Origin of the sequence: Pseudomonas putida (assembly GCF_004357765.1) — a bacterium.
Lineage (GTDB): Bacteria > Pseudomonadota > Gammaproteobacteria > Pseudomonadales > Pseudomonadaceae > Aquipseudomonas > Aquipseudomonas putida_U.
In genome coordinates this window covers 60,959-79,160 of the sequence record NZ_SMTE01000015.1, presented here as the reverse complement: position 1 = coordinate 79,160, position 18,202 = coordinate 60,959, and the positions used below count along the sequence as shown (strand labels likewise).

General features: G+C 63.5%; 21 protein-coding genes. 7 read left to right on the top strand and 14 right to left on the bottom strand.

Annotated elements, in window-relative coordinates; all coding sequences use genetic code 11:
• Positions 1 to 145: 145 nt before the first annotated feature.
• The 8 genes from ccoP (E2H86_RS21495) to ccoN (E2H86_RS21460) form a co-directional block, all read right to left on the bottom strand.
• Complete coding sequence (ccoP, locus tag E2H86_RS21495) at positions 146 to 1,123, bottom strand: cytochrome-c oxidase, cbb3-type subunit III (RefSeq protein WP_133331508.1); 978 nt, start codon at positions 1,121 to 1,123, stop codon at positions 146 to 148.
• Positions 1,120 to 1,317, bottom strand: coding sequence for a cbb3-type cytochrome oxidase subunit 3 (locus E2H86_RS21490; protein ID WP_133331578.1), 198 nt, complete (start codon positions 1,315 to 1,317; stop codon positions 1,120 to 1,122). The genes ccoP (E2H86_RS21495) and E2H86_RS21490 overlap by 4 nt, the downstream gene beginning before the upstream one ends.
• Positions 1,318 to 1,322: 5 nt before the next feature.
• Entirely contained in the window at positions 1,323 to 1,931 is a 609-nt protein-coding gene (gene ccoO / locus E2H86_RS21485; RefSeq protein ID WP_133331506.1) for a cytochrome-c oxidase, cbb3-type subunit II, read from the bottom strand.
• The gene (gene ccoN, locus E2H86_RS21480; RefSeq protein WP_133331504.1) at positions 1,931 to 3,373 is read right to left on the bottom strand and encodes a cytochrome-c oxidase, cbb3-type subunit I; all 1,443 of its coding nucleotides are present in this window, start codon (positions 3,371 to 3,373) and stop codon (positions 1,931 to 1,933) included. Before ccoN (E2H86_RS21480) ends, ccoO (E2H86_RS21485) begins: the two co-directional genes overlap by 1 nt.
• 277 nt (positions 3,374 to 3,650) lie before the next feature.
• The gene (gene ccoP / locus E2H86_RS21475; protein WP_133331502.1) at positions 3,651 to 4,580 is read right to left on the bottom strand and encodes a cytochrome-c oxidase, cbb3-type subunit III; all 930 of its coding nucleotides are present in this window, start codon (positions 4,578 to 4,580) and stop codon (positions 3,651 to 3,653) included.
• Positions 4,577 to 4,768, bottom strand: a complete 192-nt coding sequence (locus E2H86_RS21470; RefSeq protein ID WP_133331500.1) for a cbb3-type cytochrome oxidase subunit 3 — start codon at positions 4,766 to 4,768, stop codon at positions 4,577 to 4,579. Before E2H86_RS21470 ends, ccoP (E2H86_RS21475) begins: the two co-directional genes overlap by 4 nt.
• Before the next feature lie 5 nt (positions 4,769 to 4,773).
• A complete protein-coding gene (ccoO, locus tag E2H86_RS21465; protein ID WP_023381403.1) occupies positions 4,774 to 5,382 on the bottom strand; it encodes a cytochrome-c oxidase, cbb3-type subunit II in 609 nt (202 codons plus the stop codon).
• Positions 5,383 to 5,395: 13 nt separating this feature from the next.
• Positions 5,396 to 6,820, bottom strand: a complete 1,425-nt coding sequence (gene ccoN, locus E2H86_RS21460) for a cytochrome-c oxidase, cbb3-type subunit I (protein WP_133331498.1) — start codon at positions 6,818 to 6,820, stop codon at positions 5,396 to 5,398.
• 51 nt (positions 6,821 to 6,871) lie between these two features.
• Here ccoN (E2H86_RS21460) and E2H86_RS21455 point away from each other — a divergent pair, with 51 nt between their 5' ends.
• Positions 6,872 to 7,561 (top strand): alpha/beta family hydrolase, encoded by a 690-nt coding sequence (locus E2H86_RS21455; RefSeq protein WP_133331496.1) that lies wholly within the window; start codon positions 6,872 to 6,874, stop codon positions 7,559 to 7,561.
• A gap of 114 nt (positions 7,562 to 7,675) precedes the next feature.
• Here E2H86_RS21455 and E2H86_RS21450 read toward each other — a convergent pair whose 3' ends face one another.
• Entirely contained in the window at positions 7,676 to 7,960 is a 285-nt protein-coding gene (locus E2H86_RS21450) for a pyrimidine/purine nucleoside phosphorylase (RefSeq protein WP_133331494.1), read from the bottom strand.
• Positions 7,961 to 8,031: 71 nt separating this feature from the next.
• Positions 8,032 to 8,592: an exonuclease domain-containing protein gene (locus E2H86_RS21445; RefSeq protein WP_133331492.1), complete on the bottom strand. Its 561-nt coding sequence runs from the start codon at positions 8,590 to 8,592 to the stop codon at positions 8,032 to 8,034.
• A gap of 161 nt (positions 8,593 to 8,753) precedes the next feature.
• Between E2H86_RS21445 and E2H86_RS21440 the strand changes: the two genes are divergently transcribed.
• Both E2H86_RS21440 and E2H86_RS21435 read left to right on the top strand, forming a co-directional pair.
• Positions 8,754 to 9,554, top strand: coding sequence for a substrate-binding periplasmic protein (locus E2H86_RS21440; RefSeq protein WP_133331577.1), 801 nt, complete (start codon positions 8,754 to 8,756; stop codon positions 9,552 to 9,554).
• Between the two features lie 65 nt (positions 9,555 to 9,619).
• Positions 9,620 to 10,648, top strand: a complete 1,029-nt coding sequence (locus tag E2H86_RS21435) for a GNAT family N-acetyltransferase (RefSeq protein ID WP_133331576.1) — start codon at positions 9,620 to 9,622, stop codon at positions 10,646 to 10,648.
• 48 nt (positions 10,649 to 10,696) lie between these two features.
• On the opposite strand, the gene E2H86_RS21430 is transcribed toward E2H86_RS21435, so the two are convergent.
• The 4 genes from E2H86_RS21430 to dsbD form a co-directional block, all read right to left on the bottom strand.
• Positions 10,697 to 11,227: an RNA polymerase factor sigma-70 gene (locus E2H86_RS21430; RefSeq protein WP_133331490.1), complete on the bottom strand. Its 531-nt coding sequence runs from the start codon at positions 11,225 to 11,227 to the stop codon at positions 10,697 to 10,699.
• 177 nt (positions 11,228 to 11,404) lie between these two features.
• The gene (gene dsbG / locus E2H86_RS21425; protein ID WP_133331488.1) at positions 11,405 to 12,163 is read right to left on the bottom strand and encodes a thiol:disulfide interchange protein DsbG; all 759 of its coding nucleotides are present in this window, start codon (positions 12,161 to 12,163) and stop codon (positions 11,405 to 11,407) included.
• A 1-nt stretch (position 12,164) separates the two neighbouring features.
• On the bottom strand, positions 12,165 to 13,001 hold the full coding sequence (locus E2H86_RS21420; RefSeq protein WP_133331485.1) for a TlpA family protein disulfide reductase: 837 nt from the start codon (positions 12,999 to 13,001) through the stop codon (positions 12,165 to 12,167).
• Positions 13,001 to 14,722: a protein-disulfide reductase DsbD gene (gene dsbD / locus E2H86_RS21415; RefSeq protein ID WP_133331483.1), complete on the bottom strand. Its 1,722-nt coding sequence runs from the start codon at positions 14,720 to 14,722 to the stop codon at positions 13,001 to 13,003. The genes E2H86_RS21420 and dsbD overlap by 1 nt, the downstream gene beginning before the upstream one ends.
• Before the next feature lie 201 nt (positions 14,723 to 14,923).
• Between dsbD and E2H86_RS21410 the strand changes: the two genes are divergently transcribed.
• The 4 genes from E2H86_RS21410 to E2H86_RS21395 all read left to right on the top strand — a co-directional run bounded on the left by E2H86_RS21410 (position 14,924) and on the right by E2H86_RS21395 (position 18,173).
• Entirely contained in the window at positions 14,924 to 15,607 is a 684-nt protein-coding gene (locus tag E2H86_RS21410) for a response regulator (RefSeq protein WP_133331481.1), read from the top strand.
• Positions 15,604 to 16,926, top strand: coding sequence for an ATP-binding protein (locus E2H86_RS21405; protein ID WP_133331479.1), 1,323 nt, complete (start codon positions 15,604 to 15,606; stop codon positions 16,924 to 16,926). Before E2H86_RS21410 ends, E2H86_RS21405 begins: the two co-directional genes overlap by 4 nt.
• Before the next feature lie 124 nt (positions 16,927 to 17,050).
• The gene (locus E2H86_RS21400) at positions 17,051 to 17,527 is read left to right on the top strand and encodes a sigma-70 family RNA polymerase sigma factor (protein ID WP_133331477.1); all 477 of its coding nucleotides are present in this window, start codon (positions 17,051 to 17,053) and stop codon (positions 17,525 to 17,527) included.
• A gap of 166 nt (positions 17,528 to 17,693) precedes the next feature.
• A complete protein-coding gene (locus tag E2H86_RS21395) occupies positions 17,694 to 18,173 on the top strand; it encodes a histidine kinase (RefSeq protein ID WP_133331475.1) in 480 nt (159 codons plus the stop codon).
• Positions 18,174 to 18,202 lie beyond the last annotated feature (29 nt).

Genomic DNA, 18,202 nt, shown 5'->3' with positions numbered 1-18,202 from the left:
CGGGGTCAATCGTGTTATGGCGGGTGTCAATTGATCCAGGTCAGCTTGGACTGTTTTTACCGGCCTCTTCGCGGGCAAGCCCGCTCCTACAGACAATCATCGTTCCTGTAGCAGCGGGCTTGCCCGCGAAGGGGTCAGGCCTGCCTTACTCGGCCTTGGCCGGTTCCGCCTGATGCGACAGGCTGTACACGTAAGCGGCCAGCAAGTGCACCTTGTCGTTGCCCTGCAATTGTTCCTGGGCCGGCATCTGTCCCTGGCGGCCATAACGGATGGTCTGTTGCAGCTGGGCGAAGCTCGACCCGTAGATGAACGCCTGCGGGTGAGTCAGGTTCGGTGCCCCCATCGCCGGAGTACCTTTGCCTTCGGGCCCGTGGCAGGCCACGCAGTTGGCGGCGAAGATCTTCTGGCCGTTCTCGACATCGGCCTTGGCACCTTCAGGCAGGCTGCGGTTGTCGAGCTTGCTGATGACGAAGGCGGCGACGTCGGCCACACCCTGCTCGCCGATCACTTCGGCCCAGGCCGGCATCACGCCATGGCGACCGCCCATGATGGTGGTCTTGATGGTTTCCGGCTCGCCGCCCCAGCGCCAGTCATTGTCGGTCAGGTTGGGGAAGCCATAGGCGCCCTTGGCATCGGAGCCGTGGCACACCGAGCAGTTGGAGGCGAACAGGCGACCGCCCATCTTCAGTGCTTGCGGGTCCTTGGCCACTTCCTCGATGGGCATGGCGGCGAACTTGGCGAAGATCGGTCCGAAACGGGCGTCGGCCTTGGCCATTTCCTTTTCCCACTCATGCACGCCGGTCCAGCCTGGCTGGCCGTTGGAGAACTCGGTCTGCTTGTCGTTATCCAGGTAGCTGTAGCCCGGCAGCATGCCTTTCCAGTTACCCAGGCCCGGGTACAGCACCAGGTAGCCGAGGGCGAAGATGATGGTGCCGACGAACAGCCAGAACCACCAGCGGGGCAGGGGGTTGTCGTATTCCTCGATGCCATCGAAGGCATGCCCGACGGTTTCGTCGGTGACCTCGTCGCGCTGGCCCTTGCGGGTCGACAGCAGCAGCCAGGTCAGCGAGAAGATGGTGCCCAGGGTCAGGACGGTGACGTACAGACTCCAGAAGGTTGTCATTGTTGTTTGCTCCCAGAAGCGTTTGCTTGCGCTTGCTCGACGTGGCGGGTGGCCTCGGGGTCATCGGCGAACGGTAGCTGGGTCGCTTCGTCGAAGTCCTTCTTACGCCGTGGGTTGAACACCCACAGCGCCAGGCCCACGAAAGCCACCATCACCAGCACGGTGCCCAGGCCGCGAATCATCCCGATATCCATCAGCGTCACCGTTTGCTCTTGATGATGGTGCCAAGACCCTGCAGGTACGCGACCAGGGCGTCCATCTCGGTCTTGCCCTTGACCGCGTCGCGGGCGCCGGCGATGTCCTCGTCGGTGTAGGGCACGCCGAGGGTGCGCAGGACTTCCATCTTCTTCGCGGTGTCCTTGCCGTCGAGCTTGTTCTCTACCAACCAGGGGTAGGACGGCATCTTCGACTCCGGAACCACGTTGCGGGGGTTGTACAGGTGCGCGCGGTGCCAGTCGTCAGAATAGCGACCGCCGACCCGTGCCAGGTCCGGACCGGTGCGCTTGGAACCCCACAGGAACGGGTGATCCCAGACGCTCTCGCCGGCCACCGAGTAGTGGCCGTAGCGCTCGGTCTCGGCGCGGAACGGGCGAATCATCTGCGAGTGGCAACCGACGCAGCCCTCGCGGATGTAGATGTCACGCCCTTCGAGTTCAAGGGCCGGGCGCGGCTTCATGCCTTCGACCGGTTTGTTGGTGACGTCCTGGAAAAACAACGGGACGATCTGGGTAAGGCCACCGACGCTGACGGCGATGACCATGAAGAAGGCCAGCAGGCCGATGTTCTTCTCGACGGCTTCATGCTTCATCAGTGCGCTCCCACGACGACGATCTTGGCGGCTTCCTCGGCTTGCGCCGGATTGGCGGCACGCACGGTACGCAGCACGTTGTAGGCCATCAGCAGCATGCCGGAGGCGAAGAACGCACCGCCCAGGGCACGGACGATGTAGCCGGGGTGGCTGGCCTGCAGGGCTTCGACGAAGGAGTAGGTGAGCGTGCCGTCATCGTTGATGGCGCGCCACATCAGGCCTTGGGTGATACCGTTGACCCACATCGAGGCGATGTACAGCACGGTGCCGATGGTGGCGAGCCAGAAATGCGCGTTGATCAGGCCGACACTGTGCATCTGCGCGCGGCCATACAGGCGCGGGATCATGTGGTAGACGGCGCCGATGGAGATCATCGCCACCCAGCCGAGAGCACCGGCATGCACGTGGCCGATGGTCCAGTCGGTATAGTGCGACAGCGAGTTGACGGTCTTGATCGCCATCATCGGGCCTTCGAAGGTGGACATGCCGTAGAACGCCAGCGACACCACCAGGAAGCGCAGGATGGGGTCGGTACGCAGTTTGTGCCAGGCACCGGAGAGGGTCATCATGCCGTTGATCATGCCGCCCCAGCTCGGCGCCAGGAGGATGATCGACATCACCATGCCCAGCGACTGCGCCCAGTCCGGCAGGGCGGTGTAGTGCAGGTGGTGCGGGCCGGCCCAGATGTACAAGGTGATCAGCGCCCAGAAGTGAACGATCGACAGGCGATAGGAGTAGATCGGCCGTTCGGCCTGCTTGGGCACGAAGTAGTACATCATCCCCAGGAAACCGGTGGTGAGGAAGAAGCCCACGGCATTATGGCCGTACCACCACTGGATCATCGCGTCGGTGGCCCCGGAGTAAGCCGAGTAGGACTTGAACAGGCTCACCGGCAACGAGATGTGGTTGACGATGTGAAGCATCGCGGTGACTACGATGAAGGCACCGTAGAACCAGTTGCCGACATAGATATGCTTGGTCTTGCGCTTGACGATGGTGCCGAAGAACACCAAGGCGTAGGTGACCCAGACGATGGCCAGGAGAATCGCCAGTGGCCATTCCAGCTCGGCGTATTCCTTGGTGGTGGTGTAGCCCATCGGCAGGGTGATCAGCGCACCGACGATCACCGCCTGCCAACCCCAGAAGGTGAAGGCGGCCATGCTGTCGGAGATCAGCCGGGTCTGGCAGGTTCGCTGCACCACGTAGTAGCTGGTGCCGAACAGCGCGCAACCACCGAAGGCGAAAATCACCAGGTTGGTGTGCAGCGGGCGCAGGCGACCGAAGCTGGTCCATGGCAGGTCCAGGTTGAGCTGGGGCCAGACCAGTTGCGAGGCGATGTAGACGCCCAGGCCCATGCCCAGGATCCCCCAGACCACCGTCATGATGGCGAACTGGCGGACGACCCTATAGTTGTAAGCGGTCGGACTGATTACAGTGCTCATTCTAAGGTTCCACGGTTTTGGTATTCTTGTTGGTTGGGACTTGGCGAGTGTACACAAATAAACGGTTGTAATGTGTACCGTTTTTCGCCTTTTTCTGATCGATCGGTCAAGCTTTTTCTGCCGGCGACGTCAGGCCCTGCGTCGCGTCTGCTTCGCCCATTGGAAGCGCAGTCGCTGTGGCAACAAGCTTAGTTCCGTTCGGAGGGGGTGCAAGGAGGGAGGTGCTGCGGGAGGGATGGGGCCGCAAGGCGCAGCCCCTGGTTTGTTGCAGGACAGATTATTCGGCGGTGACGGCACCTTGCGACAGGCTGTACACATAAGCGGCCAGCAGGTGCACCTTGTCGTTACCCTGGATCTCGGCCTGAGCCGGCATCTGCCCCTGGCGACCGTAGCGAATGGTCTGTTGCAGCTGAGCAAAGCTCGAGCCGTAGATGAACGCCTGGGGGTGGGTCAGGTCCGGTGCGCCCATGGCCGGCGTGCCCTTGCCTTCGGGGCCATGGCAGGCCACGCAATTGGCGGCGAACAGTTTCTCGCCGTTCGCTGCGTCTGCCTTGGCACCTTCGGGCAAGGGGCGGTCATCGAGCTTGTTGAGCACGAACGCGGCGACATCGGCCACGCCCTGCTCGCCGATCACTTCGGCCCAGGCCGGCATCACCCCATGGCGACCATTCATGATCGAGGCTTTGATGGTCTCGGGTTCGCCACCCCAGCGCCAGTCGTGGTCGGTCAAGTTGGGGAAACCGTAGGCGCCCTTGGCGTCGGAGCCATGGCACACCGAGCAGTTGGAGGCGAACAGGCGGCTGCCCATCTTCAGCGCCTGTGGGTCCTTGGCCACTTCCTCCACAGGCATCGCGGCGTACTTGGCGAAGATCGGCCCGAACTTGGCGTCGGCCTTGGCCATTTCCTTTTGCCACTCGTTGGCGCCGGTCCAGCCGTTCTCGTAGCCCGGAAGGATGCCTTTCCAGTTGCCCAAGCCTGGGTACAGCACCAGGTAACCGGCGCCGAACACCAGGGTGCCGACGAACAGCCAGAACCACCAGCGCGGCAGTGGGTTGTCGTACTCCTCGATGCCATCGAAGCTGTGGCCCATGGTCTGGTCGGTGCTGCTGTTGCTCTGGCCCTTGCGGGTCGACAGCAGCAGCCAGGCCAGGCCGATCAGGCTGCCGATGGTCAGCACGCTGATATAGGTACTCCAGAAGGTGGTCATTGCCGATTCTTCCTCATGGCAGGTTCTTGCCCGGCGGGGGGCAGGCGGTCGTCGACGAAGGGCAGTAGGCGTGCTTCGGCGAAGTCATGATCGCGGCGGCGGTTGAAGACCCACAGCGTCAGGCCGATGAAGGCGACCAGCACCACCAGGGTGCCCAGCCCGCGGATCATGCCGATGTCCAGTTCCATCGCATTCACCTCTTGTTCTTGATGGCGGTGCCCAGCACCTGCAGGTAGGCGACCAGGGCATCCATTTCGGTCTTGCCCTTGACCGCGTCGCGGGCGCCGGCGATGTCCTCGTCGGTATAAGGCACGCCGAGGGTGCGCAGGGTACGCATCTTGGTGTCGGTATGACTGTTGTCGACCTGTTGCGCGACCAACCACGGGTAGGACGGCATCTTCGACTCCGGCACCACGTTGCGCGGGTTGTACAGGTGGGCGCGGTGCCAGTCGTCTGAGTAGCGGCCACCGACCCGGGCCAGGTCCGGGCCGGTGCGCTTGGAGCCCCACAGGAACGGGTGGTCCCAGACGCTTTCACCGGCAACCGAGTAGTGGCCGTAGCGCTCGGTCTCGGCGCGGAACGGGCGGATCATCTGCGAGTGGCAACCGACGCAGCCCTCGCGGATGTAAATGTCGCGGCCTTCGAGCTGCAGGGCGGTATAGGGCTTCATGCCTTCGACCGGCTTGTTGGTGACGTCCTGGAAGAACAGCGGGACGATCTGGGTCAAACCGCCGATGCTCACGGCAAACACCATCAGCAGGGCCAGCAGGCCGACGTTTTTCTCGATGACTTCATGTTTCATCAGGCACTTCTCCTCAAGCCGGCTGGGCAGTGGCGGTGGTGTCCAGGGCGACCGGTGCACGCACCGTGCGCCAGGTGTTCCAGGCCATCAGGAACATGCCGCCGAGGAAGATCGCGCCGCCCACGAAGCGCACCACGAAGCCTGGGTGGCTGGCCACCAGGGTTTCCACGAACGAGTAGGTGAGCGTGCCGTCGCTGTTCACCGCGCGCCACATCAGGCCCTGGGCGATGCCGTTGACCCACATCGAGGCGATGTACAACACAGTGCCGATGGTGGCGAGCCAGAAGTGCGCGTTGATCAGCCCGATGCTGTACATGCGCTCCTTGCCGAACACCTTGGGAATGGTGTGGTACAGCGCGCCGATGGAGATCATCGCCACCCAGCCGAGGGCGCCGGCGTGTACGTGGCCGATGGTCCAGTCGGTGTAGTGCGAAAGCGCGTTGACCGTCTTGATGGCCATCATCGGGCCTTCGAAGGTGGACATGCCGTAGAACGCCAGCGATACCACCAGGAAGCGCAGGATCGGGTCGCTGCGCAGTTTGTGCCAGGCGCCGGACAGGGTCATCATGCCGTTGATCATGCCGCCCCAGCTCGGTGCCAGGAGGATCAGCGACATCACCATGCCCAGCGACTGCGCCCAATCGGGCAGTGCGGTGTAGTGCAGGTGGTGCGGACCGGCCCAGATGTACAGGGTGATCAGTGCCCAGAAGTGGACGATCGACAGGCGATAGGAGTACACCGGGCGCTCTGCCTGCTTGGGCACGTAGTAGTACATCATCCCCAGGAAGCCCGCGGTGAGGAAGAAGCCCACGGCGTTGTGGCCGTACCACCACTGCACCATGGCATCGGTGGCGCCGGCATACAGCGAGTACGACTTGGTCAGACTGACCGGCAGCTCCAGGTTGTTGACCACGTGCAGCATGGCCACGGTGAGGATGAACGCACCGAAGAACCAGTTGCCGACATAGATGTGCTTGGTGGTGCGTTTCATCAGTGTGCCGAAGAACACGATGGCGTAGCTCACCCAGACGATGGTGATCAGGATGTCGATCGGCCATTCCAGTTCGGCGTATTCCTTCGAGCTGGTGTAGCCCAGCGGCAGGGTGATGGCCGCGAGCAGGATCACCAGTTGCCAGCCCCAGAACGTGAACGCGGCCAGACCCGGTGCGAACAGGGTGGTCTGGCAGGTGCGTTGCACCGAATAATAGGAGGTGGCGAACAGCGCGCAGCCGCCGAAGGCGAAGATCACCGCATTGGTATGCAGCGGTCGCAGGCGGCCGAAGCTGGTCCAGGGGAGGTCGAAGTTGAGTGCGGGCCAGGCCAGTTGGGCGGCGATGAAAACGCCGAGCCCCATCCCGACGATTCCCCACACCACCGTCATGATGGCGAATTGGCGGACCACCTTGTAGTTATAGGCGGTACTGCTGGTTGTGTTCATGTATGGGTTTCCATCCACGGTTGTTTTGGCAGGCGTTACAGCGAGGCAAGCATGATTAATGGGCAAAGTGCCGGTATTGACAGGGATCAATGGGCGCAAGTCGGAAATGTCCCAGGCTTGCGCTGCGATGCGCCGCAGGTTCACGCGCATGACAATGCGCCGTGCCTGATCCTGGCACATGGCGCGGGGGCGCCGATGGACAGCGAGTTCATGGAGGACATGGCGCGAAGGCTGACGCAACAAGGCGTTGCGGTTGTTCGCTTCGAGTTCCCGTACATGGCCGAGCGGCGTTGCGGAGGCGGCAAGCGCCCGCCCAATCCGCAGAAGGTGTTGCTCGAGCACTGGCGCGAGGTGTACCGCCAGGTGCGACCCCTGGTCGCAGGGCGCCTGGCGATCGGTGGCAAGTCGATGGGCGGGCGCATGGCCAGTCTGTTGGCGGACGAACTTGGCGCCGATGCACTGGTGTGCCTGGGCTATCCGTTCTATGCCGTGGGCAAGCCGGAGAAACCTCGGGTCGAGCACTTGGCGGCATTGCGTACGCCAACCTTGATCGTGCAGGGAGAGCGCGATGCGTTGGGTAATCGTGAGGCGGTGCAGGGGTATACGCTGTCACCTGCGATCGAGGTGAACTGGCTGGCGGCGGCGGACCATGATTTGAAGCCGCTGAAGGCTTCGGGATTCAGCCATGCGCAGCATTTGCAGGCGGCGGCTGAGAGGGTGGCGGGGTTCCTGACAGTCTGATACTGGCTTCTTCGCGGGACTAGCCCGCTCCTACAGGATCTTCACAGCAGTCCGAGCCGCGCCGGTCCTGTGGGAGCGGGCTAGTCCCGCGAAGAGGCCGGGACAGGCTACCGCTTAGTCGCGGTACTCGCACAGATAGGCGGTGTCAACGGCCACTTTCAGCTGGAACTTGCTGTCGGCCGGGACGTTGAACTGGCTGCCGGCTTTGAAGGTTTCCCAATTGTCGCTGCCTGGCAGCTTCACGGTCAGGGCGCCGGAAACCACGTGCATGATTTCGCGCTTGGCGGTACCGAACTCGTATTCACCCGGGGCCATCACACCGACAGTGGCCGGACCTTCTTCGCCCGCGAATGCGATCGACTTGACGGTGCCGTTGAAGTACTCGTTGACCTGGAACATGGGCGACTCCTGAACAGGGGATGAAAAAGGCTGGCCAGTATGCCCAAGGCCATGGGAGCCGTCATCTGCTTTCAGGTGTCACCGACTTCGAATGCGGGCAGGCACAACGGCAGCAGTCGCGCGGTGTTGCGCGCATCCTCCAGAGCGCGGTGCTGTTGCCCGCAAAACTGCATGCCGGCCAGTTGCAAGGCGCCATTGAGTCCTGCCGGACGTTGCAGGTGGCGGGCCTTGGCAAAGCGTTGCTTGAGATTGATGTGCGCCACGCTGCGCAGCAGGCTGTCGACCTTGTGCCGCTGCCATTCCTGCACGAGTTGCTGGCGGTCGTAGTCACCCCAGCTGACCCAGGCGTGCAGCTGCCCCTGGTGGTGACCGAGCCAGCGCTCGAAGGAGGCCGATACCGTGACGAAGTCGTCGGCAGTATCGACATCCGCCTGACTGATGTGGGTCAGCTCGCGGCAGAACGGCGTCAATTGCGGTCGCCGGCGTGGCCGCACGAAACGCTGGAAGTGCTCGACTTCACGGCCTTCGCGCGTCACCAGGCTGGCGCCGATTTCAATGATTTCCATCTCCGTCACCGGCCAGCCACCCTCGTCGGTGGTGGCTTCCAGGTCGATCACCAACCAATGGCCCATACCCGGCTCCCATGCAGATCCTGCTAGAGCGTAGCCAAATCCCGGCGCCACGACATCCCTGTGGCAGATTGCCGCTATTTTGGCCTATCCAGCAGTTGTGCCCGCCTGGGAAAACGCCTAGCTTAATCGCACCCTGGCATGAACCGTGATGAGTGTCCGTCTTGACTCCAGCGCCCGGCCTCAAGGCCTTGTCCACCCTGTTGATGCTGGCAGCTGCATGGCTGGCGGCACCGGCCTGGGCCGCCGAGACGATCGAGGTCAAGGTCGGTGCCGCGCATTTCCCACCCTACACCGTGCGACCCGAACAGGGCGCCGATACCGGCCTGCTACCGCAGTTGATCGACGCACTCAATACCTTGCAGGTCGACTACCGGTTCGTTCTTGTCCCCACGTCCATCCAGCGACGCTTCGGTGATTTCCAGCAGGGGCGTACCGACATGGCGATTTTCGAAAACCCGCAATGGGGCTGGCAGCAGATTGCGCACCAGAGCGTCGACATGGGGCTGGAAGATGCGGAAGTGTTCGTGGCCAGGCAGCGCGAAGGTCGTGACCAGCATTACTTCGATGACCTGCACGGCAAACGCTTGGCCCTGTTCAACGGTTACCACTACGCCTTCGCCAACTTCAATGCCGACCCGGCCCATTTGCGCCAGACCTTCGGTGCGACCCTGACCTATTCCCACGACAGCAACCTGTTGATGGTCCAGGCCGGACGGGCCGACATCGCTTTGGTCACCCGCTCCTACCTGAGCGACTTCATGACGCGTAACCCCGGCAGCCTCAATCAGTTGCTGACCTCCGAGCGCGTCGACCAGGTCTATCACCATTACGCATTGCTGCGTCCCGGTGGCCCCATCAGCGCCAAGGCCTTTGCCGAACTGCTGCGCAACCTGCGCGACACTGGCCAGCTGGCGCGGATCTTCCAACCCTACCGCATCAGCGTGCAGGCTCCGGTCGACTAAATTCCCTTGGCATGGCCACGTTTTCCAAGTGAATCCATCTTTTTCCTGACCTGTGAGCCATGACCATGCCGTTCGATGCCGCTTCGCAGCCCCTGTCCGCGCCCCGCTGGCATGACCTGGGTGCCGATGAGACTGACCGCCAGCTAAGCCTCACCCTCGAAGGTCGACCTTTGATACAGGTCCGCCTGCAGCCCGGCGACCCCTTGCTCGTCCAACTCGTCAGTCTCTGCCCCGAGCGACCCCATCAGGCCCTGTGGGCAGCCTGCTATTGGTTGCTTGCCCGCGACCCGCAACGCCAACGCCTGGCCTGGCGTCTGCCAGAGGGCGCAGGGCAGGCCGTGTTTACCCAGGCACTGCTCAGCGGATTGTTACAGCAAAGCGAAACGCCCGAGGTGTTTCTGTGCGAACGCACGATGTTCTGGCAATTGCCGCAGCCTTGGCTGGGCGACTCGACCAGCGGTGTGTATCCGCAGCAGATGCAGATCAGCAACGGCAAGCGTCATCCCCGGCGTGCGCCTAAGCCGGTGGGCGAGGTGTACCGCCGTTTCGATGCCCGACTGGGCAGTTGGGTGTCGTTGCGCACCTTGGAGATCGACCGTGACCTGGAGCGCTTCAACCGTTGGCAGAACAATCCGCGCGTGGAGCAGTTCTGGCAGGAGGGGGGCTCGCTTGAGCAGCACCGTGAGTACCTCGACAAGCTCGCGGCCGATCCGCACACCCTGACCTTGATCGGCTGCTTCGATGACCAGCCGTTCGCCTATTTCGAGGCGTATTGGGCCAAGGAGGACCGCATCGCGCCGTTCTACGGGGCCGACGACTACGACCGCGGCATCCACATGCTGGTGGGGGAGGAGTCGCACCGTGGGCCGCATAAAGTGGCCAGTTGGCTGTCGGCGTTGGTGCACTATCTGTTCCTCGACGACCCGCGTACCCAGCGGGTGGTGGCCGAGCCACGGGCGGACAATGGCAAGATGATCGGTTACATGCACGACCAGTGCTTCCATTGCGACAAGGAGTTCGACTTCCCACACAAACGCGCGGCGTTGATGATCCTTGGACGAGAGCGCTTCTTCGACCGTTGCACGCTGGTCTAGCGACAGTGGCTGGCGGGCCGCGCGCAGGCCCGCCGCCAGACAAGCGGTTCAGCCCTGGCGGCTGGCCGTCTTGCGGCAATGCACCAGGGCATCGCGGATCATGAAGTTGACCAGGGTCGGGGAGACGCCGAGTTCCTTGGCGATGTCCTTCTGCGGCACGCCGTGCAGGCGGTACATCTCGAAGGCATAGCGGGTGCGTTGGGGCAGGTCGTCGAGGGCGTCGGCGATGTGTTCCAGGGCCGCCAGGTTGATATGGGTGGTCTCGGGCGATGCGTTCTGGATCACCACGTTCAGCCCCTCTTCTTCACTGCCTGAGTATTTCAGCTCCATCGCCTGCTTGCGATAGTGGTCGATCGCCAGGTTGCGCACGATCTGGAACAGGTAGCTGAGCTGGGCCTTGAACGACGAGGTGATCTGCGGCGCGGCGCCAAGCCGGAAGAACGCATCCTGGACAACATCCTCGGCGCGGGACCGGCAGCCGGTGATGCGTGCCGCGATCTTGACGAGGATGTTGCGGTTGTCGACGAACGCTTGCAGCAACGGTGAATCGCACTTACTTGTGGATAGTTGTTCCGCCATGGAAATCACCTAGTCTCTGGTAGGAAAGGGAGCACCCTCGACAGGGAAGCTTCCTACGACGAGCGACAAACTAGGCAATATGATAATGATTGTCAAATGCGAAAAGTAATGAATGTCTATTCGTTTCGGCTCTAAGCGCGGCGAGCTGGCGCCCCGAAGCCGGGGCGCCCTGTTCGATCAGCGTTTGCCGAGAATCCTGCCCAGTACCTCAGGTTGCGGCGCCCCTTGCTGGGTTTGCAGGTTGCCGTTCTCATCCTGATAGAAAATCGCCGGAGTGGCCTGCAAGCCCAGCTCCTCGAGCAACGCCATGTTGCCTGCGAGCTTTGCCTGGACGGCTGGCGGTATCTCGTTCAGCGCCTTGAGGGTGCTGGCCTTGCCGGCTTTTTCGTGCTGCTGCAGCGCCTTGGCTGGATCCTTCGCCGCCAGCAGTGCTGCCGACTTGCCGGGGCTGTCCTCGCGAATGATGCCGACCATGATATGGCGAAGCTGCACCTTGCCCGACTCGACCCAGGGCCGCGCCTGCTCCCAGAACATGTTGCAGTAGGGGCAGTTCGGATCGCTGAACAGGTACACCACCCGCGGTGCATCGGCCTTGCCATCGGCGATCCAGGCGGCCTTTTCCATTTTTGCCCAGATAGCCTTGCTCATCGGCGCGTATACCAGTTTCTGCAACGGCTCGGCACTCAGGTCGCGGCCTTGCTCGTCGAACAAGCTCCCGACCAGCACGTGCTTGCCGTTGGGCGTCAGGTAGAACGCGATGCCGTTGTTGCGGTACTCGGCGGCGTAGCCGCGCAAGCCATCGGGGGCATCGAAGCTGCCTTTGATCACGGCGCCTTTGGCCTGCAGTTGCTGGATCGCCTTGGGCAGTTCTTCGGCCTGCAGGGGCGGTGCGGCCAGCGCAGCCAGGGTCAGGGGGAGCAGTGCAGTGAGTCGCATGTCAGTTTCCTTGTACGGCAGGGGCGGGCGCTGCGGCCCGTTCGAAAGGTTCCAGGGCATGGCGCAGGCTGCCCCGGGAGAGTTCGCCCAGGTGACTGCCGATCAGCCGCCCGTTGGCGTCATAGAACAATGTGGTGGGCAAGGCCATCGAGCCGACGCGCTGAGCCAGTTGGCCGCTGCCGTCGAACAGCACATGGCTCAGGCTCAGGCCAGTGGTGGCGAGGAAGGTGCTGACGGTTTCCGGGGTCTCGCCTTGGTTGACGAACACGAAGCGCACGTGCGGATACTCGCCCTGGGCTTTCTGCAGCACCGGCATTTCCCGCCGACAGGGTGGGCACCAGCTGGCCCAGATATTGATGACCAGCGGCTGGCCACGGTACGTCTGCAGCGCCACCGGCTGTCCGCTGGCCGTGCGCAGGCTCAGGTCGGGTAGTTCGGTACCTTTGCTGTACAGGTGGCTTCCCAGGCTCGTCAGGCCCCAGAACAATGCACCGCTGAACAGCGCCCAGCCTAGCGATCGGCGCAGGCCCGGTTGGCGCCAGCCCTGCCACGCGGCGCCCAGCACCAGCCCGGCCAAGCCCGGCCAGAGCAGGAAGCCGCCGTCGCGGATGTCGATGATTTGCAGCGGCTCATCACGGTACATCGGCCAATAGGCCACCACGAAGCCCAGGCGGGCGCACGCCAAGCCGATCAGGAACAGGTTGAACAGCGCCGACTCGGGACTTTCGCCACCACGTCGGGCGACCCACCAGCCGACCAGGCAGGCGATGCCCAGGGCACTCAACAGCAGTAGATGGTTGAGGGCCATGGTCAAGGGGCCCAAGGTTACCGTCAGCATCAGCCCTGGCTCCGCGTCTGAGTCCAATGGTCGAGGAAAGACCGTGCATCCACCTCCCCGGTGATGCGTCGGGCCCGTCGCTCTTCACCCTGCGGATCGATCCACAGGATGCTGGGCGGCCCAGGGACCTGGTAGCGTTGCAGCAGTTCGCGGCTGGCCGGGGCATCGGCGGTCACGTCCAGGCGCAGCAGACGCACCCCGGCGAGGCTGGCCTGGACATCGGGTCGGGCGAACACGTTCTTTTCCATCACCTTGCAGGCCACGCACCAATCGGCATAGTAGTCGAGCATCACCCACTGGCCCTGGGCCTTGGCTTCGTCCAATTGGCGTTGCAGGTCCTGCGGCTGGCTGACAGTGACGAAGTGGTCTTCGCGCTGTTGCAGCGCCGCCGGTGCCGTTCCGGCGAACGGGCGCAACGGTTGCCAGAGGTCGTCGCCCCCAGCAGCGGCGCCGACCAGTAGCAGGCCGCCCCAGAGCGCGCCGAGCAGTGGCACCGCACGCAGCGCGGGCAGGCGCTGCAAGGCTGGCCAGGTGGCCCAACCCAGGGCGATCAACCAGGCGCCGCTCAAGGCCAGCAGCAGGGGGGCGTCGAGCAGGCTGCGCACGGTATACAAGGCCATGGCCAGGAACACGAAGCCAAACACGCCCTTGACGCGGTTCATCCAGGCACCGGGGCGGGGCAGGTAGCGGTTGCCCAGGGTCACCAGCAACAGCAGCGGTACGCCCATGCCCAGGCCCAGGCTGAACAGCACCAACGCGCCTTGCAGCACATCGCCGCTTTGCGCGATGTACAGCAAGGCGCCGGCCAGCGGTGCGGTCATGCACGGCCCCAACAGCAACCCGGAGAGTGCCCCGAGCAGCGCTGCGCCATAGACGTTGCCACCGCGAGTACCTTGTCCGGCGCGGTCCAGCCGGTCGCGCAGGGCAGCTGGCAATTGCAGTTCGAAAGCGCCGAACATCGGCAGCGCGAGCACCACGAACAACGCCGCCAGGCTAGCCAGCAACCAGGGCTGCTGTAGCCAGGCTTGCAGGCTGGCGCCCAGCAGCGCGGCGATCACCCCGAGGCCGGCATAGACCAGCGCCATGCTCAGCACGTAGACCCCGGCCAGCAGCCAGCCGCGGCGGGCACTGGCACCGTTGCCAAGCACCAGGCCGGCGAGAATCGGCAACATCGGCAGCGAGCAAGGGGTGAATGCCAGCAGCAGGCCGAGACCGAAGAAGGCCAGCAGGCTCCAGGCCAGGCTGGCCTGTTGCAGGTCGCTGGCCAGGGCCTGGTCGCTGGCTTGTTCGCCGGCTGGGGCGACGGGCGCCGCGGCACTGCCGCCCAGGTCGATCACCGTGGTCTGCGGTGGATAGCACAGCCCGGCATCGGCGCAACCCTGCCAACCCAGGCGCAATTGGCCCTTGGCGTCGGCCGGTATCAGCAGTTCGAGCTGGTCACGATACACCGCGCTGTCGCCGAAGAACTCGTCGTGGTGGTTGAGCGCCGCTGGCAACGGCGGACGCTGCGCTTCGGTCAGCCCATCGAACTTCAAGCGCTTCTGGTAGAGGTAGTAGCCTGGTTTGATCTGGAAGTACAGGCGCATCTGGCCATCGGCCTGGCGGTCGTGGTTGAGCACGAAGGCTTCCTGGACCGGCAGGAAATCGGGTTTGACATCGAATGGATTGGCCTGCAGCGGGCCGGCCAGGAGGAAAGTCAGAAAGAGTAGGATGACGCGCATGTCTTCGCCTTGGCAGAGCTGTAAGTGTGGCCATCCTGGCCGTCGCCGATTAACCCAAGGTTAACCCGGTCTGACAGCCGTGGCGCAGGCGGTGTAGGGCCCGCTGGCGACCGCTACCCGGTGGCTGCGACAAAGGTTCATAATCCCCCCTTAATCCGCCCATAGTGCAATGCCCCTCACCTCATCCTGGGAGCTTTCACCATGCACGTTCTGCTCTGCGAGGACGACGACCTGATCGCCAGCGGCATCTGCGCCGGTCTCACTGCCCAGGGCTTGACCGTGGACCGGGTGGCCACGGCCGCCAGCGCGCGGGCCATGCTTCAGGCCGCGCAATTCGATGTGATGATCCTCGACCTGGGCTTGCCCGACGAGGATGGCCTGAAGCTGCTGCGCCGCCTGCGCCAGCAGGGCGAGTCCTTGCCTGTTCTGGTGCTCACTGCCCGCGACGCGGTCACCGACCGGGTCGATGGTTTGCAGGCCGGTGCCGACGACTACCTGCTCAAACCGTTCGACCTGCGTGAACTGGCTGCGCGTCTGCATACGCTGTTGCGCCGGGTGGCTGGACGAGCGGTGAATGTCATCGAACATGGACCGTTGCAGTACGACCCCAGTAGCTGCGAAGCGACCTTGGCCGGTCAGCCGGTCGACCTGTCGCGACGGGAACAGGCCTTGCTCCAGGCACTGTTGCAGAACCCGGGCCGGGTGCTCTCCAGCGAACAGCTCAAGGATTGCGTCTATGGCTTTGGCGACGAGGTGGAGAGCAACGCCCTGAACGTCCATATTCACCACCTGCGACGCAAGCTCGGCAACGGTATCGTCGAGACTGTGCGGGGCCTGGGCTACCGCCTTGGCCCAGCCCAGGCCCCGGGGCAGGTGGCCCCATGAGCCTGCGTGTACGCCTGAGCCTGATCCTCGGCAGCGCCTTCGTGATCATCTGGGTGCTGACGGCGGCCTGGATGCTGCGCGACCTGCGCCAGCAGATGATGTTTTCCCTCGATCAGCGTTTGGTGGCGTCGGCACGCATGGTCGCCGGCCTCATCGACCAGCTGCCGCAACCGCTGGCAGCCAAAGGTGAGGATGCGCATTTTTCCGCCGACCAGTTCAGCGTGCCGGATGGCATGGCTTGCCAGGTCAGTTCGCTGCGCGGCGAGATTCTCGCCAGTAACCACAAGCATGATGGCGCCATGGACGACGAGCGCAGTGGCTTCCGTGACCAGACCATCGACGGTGCATCCTGGCGGACTTTCACCTTCAATCATGGTGATGTGCGTATCACCACGGCCGATCGCCACCAGGAGCGCGAAGCGCTGAACCAGTCGATCCTGCTGGCGGCCTCGGCGCCGGTGCTGATGGCACTGCTGGGTAGCCTCGGTATGCTCTGGATCGGTCTGGGCAAAGGCCTGGAGCCGCTCAATCGCATGCGCGATGCGTTGCGTCGCCGGCGTGCCGATAGCGTCGAGCCATTGCAGGTGACCGGCCTGCCCAGCGAACTGCAACCGCTGCTGGAGACGCAGAACCAACTGTTCTTGCGCATCGCCCAGACCCTAGAGCGCGAGCGGCGCCTGACCGACGACGCCGCCCACGAGCTGCGCAGCCCGTTGACCGCGATCAAGACGCACCTGCAGGTGGCCCGCATGACCGACGGCAGTGTCCGCGAGCAGGCTCTGGAACATGCCGAGCAAGGTGCCGATCGCATGCACCGGACCTTGGAGCAATTGCTCATGCTGGCCCGGGTCGAGGGTAGCCTGTCGTTCGAGGATGGCGTGCAGTGCAGCGCCGAGCAGGTGGTGCGCCAGGCGGTCGAGGATGCTGGCGGTGGCGATAATCGGCGAATCGTCTTGCACCTGCCCGAGCAAGCAGCGCGTATCTACCTGAGCATGCCGGCACCGCTGGCGGTGGCGGCGCTGCGCAATCTGCTCGACAACGCCTTGCGCCATGGTGGCGACAGTGCGGTGGAACTCGATGTGCAGATGGCCGATGGGCAGGTCGGGTTCGTGGTTCGCGATCATGGGCCTGGCATTGCCGAAGCGGATCTGCAGCACCTGACCGAGCGTTTCTGGCGCCATGGTCAGAGCGGCGGTTGCGGGCTGGGGCTGGCGATCGTGCAGGCTATCGTCCAGCGCTGTGCCGGCAGTTTGCGTTTCGAGAGCCAGGGTGACGGCCTGAGGGTGCTGTTGCAGATGCCAGCTCGCTCGGCCAGCTGAGCGCAGGGCGCTGTCGGGGGAGCGGTTGCTGAGAATCATTATAATTTGTAAGATTGCACGCTGATATCACTCAGTCCCGCAACCCTGCACACCGACGTCGGGCAGGGCGACGCCAGGTGCCATCGTGGAACATTACTATCGCGAATTGGTGAGTTTTCTCTCGTCGCGCCTGGGTAGCCGCCAGGCGGCCGAGGATGTTGCCCATGATGCCTACCTGAGAGTGCTGGAGCGTACCGACAGCCAGCAGATCGAGCACCCGCGGGCGTTTCTGTACCGCACTGCGCTCAACCTGGTGGTCGATCGGCACCGCCGACACCAGGTTCGTCAGGCCGAATCTCTCGATGTGCTCGATCTCGACGAGCAATGGCATGGCCCAGCATTGACCCTCGACATGCAGCGCGATCAGCGACTGGCCTTGATGCAGAAGGCCCTCGATGAACTCAGTGGCGCGTGCCGCGACTGCTTTCTGCTGCGCAAGCTCGATGGCCTGTCGCACCAGCAGATCGCCGACCGCTTGGGTATTTCCCGCAGCCTGGTGGAAAAGCACATCGTCAATGCCATGAAGCATTGCCGCTTGCGTATGCGCCAGTGGGAGTCGTGAAACACGCTACGAACGCGAAGCGAAAATTAGTCTGCCAACAACTTGCGTTCTGCCTGTTTGACGACAACTATCAATGAAGACCCCACCGGAGACTGCCGGTCGGCAGCCTGCACGGGCGCAGTTCAGGTCAAGGAGTTTCGCTCACACCCACTGCCCAGGCCCGATCATGACGAACAAATCGTTGCGCATCCTCATAGCCGAAGAACACCCGGACCAGTGCCTGCAACTGGAGAAGATGCTCAATCGGCTGGGCTATTACCGCATCGCCCCCGTGGCCAGTTTCGAGGAGTTGCAGCGCCTGGTGCATTGCGCTCTGCAACCGTTCAACCTGCTGCTTGGCAGCATCGAACTGGGTAACCATGCCGGTGTCGACATGGCACGTTTCTGCCGGGTCAACACGCAGATACAGCATGCCTTGCTGTATCGCCCGCAGCATGTGACGGTCCCGGCCGTGCCGCCTGGGCAGCGCCAGGCGGTGAACGTTAGCCTGCCGCAGGTGCCGGATAACGAAGCCCTGGCGTCGTTCATGGCGATCATCGATGCACCACTGCTGATCGGCACGCTCGAACTGCCGCCCGCGGTCTCTGGGCGGGCGGGACATCTGCATTCGGCAGCGCGCCTGGGTCAGACGGTATTCCACCGCTAAGACGAGTCCATTGGCCAAAGGGCCGACGG